Raw genomic sequence first — 6,267 nt, forward strand, 5'->3', positions numbered from 1 at the left:
ATTCATTGATTTAATTATATTTTCTATGCCATTTAATTCATGGGTTAATTGATTTATTTGTGAAGATTTAAATGGCTTAATATTTCTTGTTTCGCTAAGGCCATAAGAAGTAATTATACCAAGTTTGTCCATAACAAAAGAAAATCCAATTTGATCTCTCTGCTGCTCATCTAAAAATTTAATTTTACTCCCCTCCGATCACATCAAATACAGGTACATTTAAATTATTCCTAAGTCCATCTAAAAACTTATGCTTATCAAATTCATACCCATAAGGTGATTTTGGATTGGATGTAACACATACTATATTTATTTTATTTATTGTTTTTAATATTCCACCTTGCTTCTGAAATTTATAAAGAGTGTCCCTAGTTAAAAACAGCTTTGTTCCATCTTGAACTAGGAAAACAACTCCTTTATACTGATTTGTAGACGCCATAATTTCTTCTAAAAGTTTATCTGAAACTACACCCTTAATAACTACACAGGTTGTATTTCCATCTAAAACCCCAACAATTTCCTTAGAAGATCCTAATGCTGTAAGTACATCTAGCATTTTTATAGTATTATCTCTGCGAATAATCCCTATTCTGCCACCGTTCAAAATTTCCCTGGCGGGCTTTAATATGGTCATATCGTTTTCATTTTCTAAGGATAGTAGTTGGGCCGTATGCCTGGTTTCTTCTATAACCTTAATCATACTTCTTGACAGTGCTGCTCCAGTTGATAAAATTGTAGCGTCAGTAATTGATGGGGAAGCGAAGGTTTTTCTATTAAGGGCACCATCAACAATTACTAGCTGACTTCCAAACCTCTTAAGTTCATCACATATTGAAGTCATATAATAATTTACGGATGGACCGCCTAAATCCACATATCCGTCACTTAATGCTCTGCATATAATTATTTCTCCCATAGGAGTATTAAAACCAGTAGTTTTTAAAATCTCCCTAGTGATATCACTATTAAATAGGCATTGTTTTGCAGTAGCAATTATAGTTCCCTTTTCTATATAAATTTTAGGTTTTTCCGTTGCAGTTACTAGGTCGCGCTCTTCTCCGTCTCTTCCTATAGAGGTAAGGCCAAGGGATATTCTCCCTCTGGCTTCTCTCAATATATGATTTAAAGTGGTTGTTTTTCCTACATTTTTACTCATTCCTATGATAGAAATACTGTCATATTTTCGAATCATTTCTAAAATCGTAGGCCTATTGTGGATATTTTTCATTTTATTCGTGATTTCCTCTTAAAGTTCTCTCAAGTCCAACTGGTTCCATAGACATTTGTTGACCATTTAATATACCTGATACTCCTACCTTATGAACCGCTTTCTTCCCTTCGCATACGGCGCAGTGGCAGTCTGATGTATAGTTAGTTGGTTGTTCATAAGAAGTTATAACTCCTTCAAAGTTTCTAAGCACTACTTTTTCAGGACTTTGAGATATAATATATGCTGGCATTACTGGAATTTTTCCACCACCACCCGGAGCATCAACAACGAATGTTGGTATACAGAATCCTGAAGTATGACCTCTTAACCCTTCCATAATTTCTATTCCTTTAGATACTGGTGTTCTAAAGTGTTCAAGTCCCATTGAAAGGTCACATTGATAGATGTAGTATGGTCTAACTCTCATTTTAACAAGCTCATGAACAAGCTCCATCATTATATGTGTGCAATCATTAACTCCTCTTAAAAGGACTGATTGGTTTCCTAGAGGTATTCCTGCATCCGCCATTCGAGCGCAAGCAAGCTTTGCTTCTTCTGTTATTTCATTTGGATGATTAAAGTGGGTATTTAACCAAATTGGGTGATATTTCTTTAACATATCAACGAGTTTTGGAGTTATCCTTTGTGGAAGAACTACCGGTACTCTTGAACCAAGTCTTATTATTTCAATGTGTGGAATTTCTCTTAATCTTTTGATAATATATTCTAATTTATCATCTGAAACAAGGAGGCAATCTCCACCTGATAATAATACATCTCTAACCTCTGGAGTCTCTCTGATATAATCAATCGCTTTATCTATTCTTTCCATTGGCATATCATTATCGTTTTGTCCAGCAAATCTTCTTCTTGTACAGTGTCTGCAGTACATTGAACACTGATCAGTTATTAATAGTAATACTCTATCTGGGTATCTATGAGTGAGCCCTGGCACTGGAGAATCTGAATCTTCGTGTAGTGGGTCTAATAAATCAGCATTCGCCTGATGTAATTCAAGCCCTGTTGGTATAGCTTGCTTTCTTATTGGATCATGTGGATCATTTATATCTATCAATGAAAGGTAGTAAGGAGTTATTGCCATTCTTAATGTTTGAACGCATTTTCTAGCTCCTTCTTCTTCTACTTCAGTTAATGGTATGTATTTTTTTAGTTCCTCTACCGTTTCGATTCTATTTTTAACTTGCCATTCCCAGTCGTTCCACTCTTCGTCTGTTACACCTTTAAATAATTCAAATCTTCTATTAACCTTCATGTTAATCCCTCCATTTTAATTTTTTTTGCTGAATCCACACCTACAGTGTCATTAAACGTATAATTCTTCAAACACTTTTCTTAATGTTTCATTTTCTCTAAGCACTTCAAGAGTTATCTCAGCATGACCTTTAGTATACCCATTTCCTACAATCATAGCAATATCTTTACCTACACCTTCAGCACCAAGTGCTGCTTTTGTAAAACTTGTAGCCATTGAAAAAAAGTAAACTGTCCCGTCATTTTTCACAGGTAAAATTGTTGACATTTCAGTATTTGGAATGTTAACTATGTTTATCGCTACATCTACTTCACATCCATTGTTGTGTGCCAGAGTACTATTCATTACATCAATAGCGTTTCTAGCATCTCCAATAATTATTTGCATTCTTAATCCTAATCTTGCGAGCCTTGTTGCCTCTTCCTCGTTTCTTACAAGACCTATAACGTTTCCTGTTGGCCCTACTCTCTTAACTGCTTCATAGCAGGAAAGCATCCCTGATTTACCTGCCGCACCTAGTAAAAGAACTGATTGACCTGATTTAACAAGTTTAGCAACTTGAGCAGGCGCTCCTGCAACGTCTAATGCTGCTAGTGCTAAATTTTCACTCATATCTTTTGGAAGTCTTGAATATAATCCACTTTCAAACAAAATGGCTTTCCCTTTTATTACAACTCTATCGATGTCTGGTTTAATTTCTATAATTTCATCTATTCTTAAAGGAGTTAATGATAGTGAAACTAGGGAAGCTATTTTATCTCCGACTTTTAAATTTCTATCCTTCAATGCTTCTCCTATTTTCGCAACTTTACCGATAAGCATTCCACCCGACCCTGTTACAGGATTTTGCATCTTTCCTCTTGAAGCAACAATTTCGGTGATTTTAGCTTTTATTTTTTCAAGGTCATGCCCTGCTTCTTCCTCTATCTGAGTAAAGCTAGCTGAGTCTATGTTTAAAGCCTGAACATCAATTAAAATTTCATTATCAAATATATTCATATCATTTGAGATTTTAGTTGCTGGTTGTGGCAATACACCTTTTGGTTCAAGCACCCTGTGAGTTCCGTATTTACATCCTTTATTTATCATGTATTCCTCCTATTATATATCCATTATTTTTAGATTTTTTGATATGATGAGTTCTGCCCCAGTAAGTGATTTAACTTCTTCAACTGTTGTATCTTTATGAATTTCAATAAGTACAAGTCCATTACCCGTAACTTCCATTACGCAAAGTTCCGTAACTATAAGGTTAACTTGTGCTTTTGCTGTTAAAGGTAATGCACATCTCTTTAATACTTTAGGAATCCCTTTAGCTGTATGTTGCATTGCAATAATAACCTTTTTAGCACCCACTACTAAATCCATTGCTCCGCCCATACCTGGAACCATTTTCCCTGGTACAATCCAATTAGCCAGGTTTCCTTCTTGATCTACTTCAAGCGCACCAAGAACAGTCATATCAACATGTCCACCTCTTATTAAGGTGAAAGACATTGCGCTGTCAAAGAATGCTCCACCAGGAAGTATTGTGCTAAATTGTCCACCTGCATTAGTTACATCCTTGTTCTCGTTTCCTTGTGCTGGAGACGCTCCCATACCAACCATACCATTTTCTGATTGGAAAATAACATGAATACCTTCCGGAATATAATTTGCAACTAATGTTGGAAGCCCTATACCTAAGTTAACAAGTTGTCCATCCTTTAATTCTTTGGCAATTCTTTTTGCAATAACCTGTTTTGCAAGCTTGCTATCCATAGCCATATTAGTTAACCCCCTTTATAATATAATCAACCAATACACTTGGAGTAACAATATTATTTGGGTCAATCTCCCCAACTTTAACAACGTTTTGAGCTTCTACTATCACAACTTCTGCAGCAGTAGCTATAATCGGATTAAAATTTCTTGTTGTTCCATAATAAACTGCATTTCCAATTTCATCCACAACACTTGCATAAACAAGTGCTAAATCAGCTTTGATTGGAAGCTCTAGTAAATATTCTTTTCCCTCTATGTTAAGTTTTTGCTTTCCTTCTTCCACCATAGTACCCACCCCTGTAGGCGTAAGCACTCCACCAAGACCAGCTCCCGCGGATCTTATTCTTTCGATTAGTGTTCCTTGTGGCACAAGCTCTACTTCCATTTTACCTTCTGTCATAAGTCTTCCAGTTTCAGCATTTGTTCCTATATGAGAAGCTATAACTTTTTTAACTTGACCACTTACTATAAGTTTGCCTATACCTCTATCCACGAAGCTTGTATCATTTGCTATTATAGTTAAATTTTTAACATTTGTTTCTATTATTAAATTTATCAACTTTTCAGGTGTTCCGCAGGCTAAAAACCCACCTATCATTATCGACATACCGTCTTTAAGTAAATATCTTACTTTTTCTAAAGATGTAATCTTATTCATTAATTTTACCTCCTTATACTCCTCTAGGAATATAACAATGCCTATAAACCTAATATTGCTCTTGCTTCCTTTGGAGTGGCAATTTCTCTACCAAGCTCCTTAGCAATTCTAACTACTCTTTCTACAAGTTCTGCATTTGATTTAGCCGGAACTCCTTTTTCAATATACACATTATCTTCAAATCCAACTCTTACATGTCCACCCATAACAATAGCCATAGCAGCCATTTGGAATTCGCTTCTACCAATACCCGATACAGTGAAAGTGCTTCCACAAGGAATACTCCCCTCCATGAACACTAAATCTCTTGGAGTAGCTGATATTCCTCCATTCACACCCATAACAAAATTGAAATGCATTGGAGACTTTATAAAACCCTTCTTTTGAAGTCTTATAGCCATATCTATCATGCCCTTATCAAAAACTTCAATTTCTGGTTTTACGGAAAGTTCAATCATCTTTTTACCAAATTCTTTAATAGTATTTTCAGTGTTTACAAATACGTCGTCTCCACCAAAATTACAAGTACCCGCATCTAACGTAGCCATTTCAGGCCTAAGATCAACTGGTTGTAATCTTTCTGTATTACTCATACCAACTGCTCCCCCTGTAGAAGGTTGAACAATTGCATCCGGACATCTAGTTTTTATAGCTTCAATACAAGCTTTAAATCTTTCTCTATCTTGAGTAGATGTTCCATCATCTCTCCGTACGTGCAAATGAATGATACTAGCTCCTGCATCATATGCTTTTTCAGCTTCTGTTGCTATTTCTAAAACTGTATAAGGTACATTTGGATTATGTTCTTTTGTAACTTCTGCTCCACATATAGCTGCAGTAATTATTAATTTTTCCATGTAATTACCTCCTTAAATACATCTATGATGAATGACCATTATTAATACTCTTAATTTATTCATTAGTTATTTATCATTTGTAGCTTTAAAATATGATAAGGTTTACATTAAAGTACTATTTCCTTTTCTTATCTTTAGGTACTACGCAAGTTCCACTTGCCCTGCAAACTACTATAGGCTCCTCTAATAAATCACAAGCTGAATCATTTATATCTGGTCTTGGTACTATTACCTTTCTTGCTTCAAAAATCATTTTTCTTGATGAATTTCCTACAGTTACTATTTCTCCAACAGCTTCTATAAAATCGCCTGCATAAACTGGAGCTAAAAATTCTATTGCATCATATGCTTTGAATAACCCTTCATCACCATCGTTTAAAATTAAAAGTTCTGTGGCTACATCCCCAAATAATTGAAGCATTTTTGCTCCATCCACTAAATTCCCACCATAATGTGCATCATGAGTACTCATTCTTAATCTGATCAAAGATTTCATTTTTACTTC

7 protein-coding genes are annotated in these 6,267 nt (G+C 35.2%); all 7 read right to left on the reverse strand.

What is annotated here, in order from left to right:
- Positions 1-184: 184 nt before the first annotated feature.
- The 7 genes from ACJAX4_RS21285 to ACJAX4_RS21315 all read right to left on the reverse strand — a co-directional run bounded on the left by ACJAX4_RS21285 (position 185) and on the right by ACJAX4_RS21315 (position 6,258).
- Positions 185-1,228 (reverse strand): hypothetical protein, encoded by a 1,044-nt coding sequence (locus tag ACJAX4_RS21285; RefSeq protein WP_435791444.1) that lies wholly within the window; start codon positions 1,226-1,228, stop codon positions 185-187.
- Position 1,229: 1 nt separating this feature from the next.
- A complete protein-coding gene (gene ablA / locus ACJAX4_RS21290) occupies positions 1,230-2,483 on the reverse strand; it encodes a lysine 2,3-aminomutase (RefSeq protein ID WP_435791445.1) in 1,254 nt (417 codons plus the stop codon).
- Positions 2,484-2,534: 51 nt separating this feature from the next.
- On the reverse strand, positions 2,535-3,572 hold the full coding sequence (locus tag ACJAX4_RS21295; protein ID WP_435791446.1) for an L-erythro-3,5-diaminohexanoate dehydrogenase: 1,038 nt from the start codon (positions 3,570-3,572) through the stop codon (positions 2,535-2,537).
- 12 nt (positions 3,573-3,584) lie between these two features.
- On the reverse strand, positions 3,585-4,250 hold the full coding sequence (locus ACJAX4_RS21300) for a 3-oxoacid CoA-transferase subunit B (RefSeq protein WP_435791447.1): 666 nt from the start codon (positions 4,248-4,250) through the stop codon (positions 3,585-3,587).
- Position 4,251: 1 nt separating this feature from the next.
- The gene (gene atoD, locus ACJAX4_RS21305) at positions 4,252-4,905 is read right to left on the reverse strand and encodes an acetate CoA-transferase subunit alpha (protein ID WP_435791448.1); all 654 of its coding nucleotides are present in this window, start codon (positions 4,903-4,905) and stop codon (positions 4,252-4,254) included.
- 41 nt (positions 4,906-4,946) lie between these two features.
- Positions 4,947-5,762: a 3-keto-5-aminohexanoate cleavage protein gene (locus ACJAX4_RS21310; RefSeq protein ID WP_435791449.1), complete on the reverse strand. Its 816-nt coding sequence runs from the start codon at positions 5,760-5,762 to the stop codon at positions 4,947-4,949.
- Between the two features lie 115 nt (positions 5,763-5,877).
- Entirely contained in the window at positions 5,878-6,258 is a 381-nt protein-coding gene (locus ACJAX4_RS21315; RefSeq protein WP_435791450.1) for a 3-aminobutyryl-CoA ammonia lyase, read from the reverse strand.
- Between the last annotated feature and the right edge of the window lie 9 nt (positions 6,259-6,267).

The organism is Clostridium sp., assembly GCF_051278035.1.
Classification (GTDB): Bacteria; Bacillota; Clostridia; order Clostridiales; family Clostridiaceae; genus Clostridium_AD.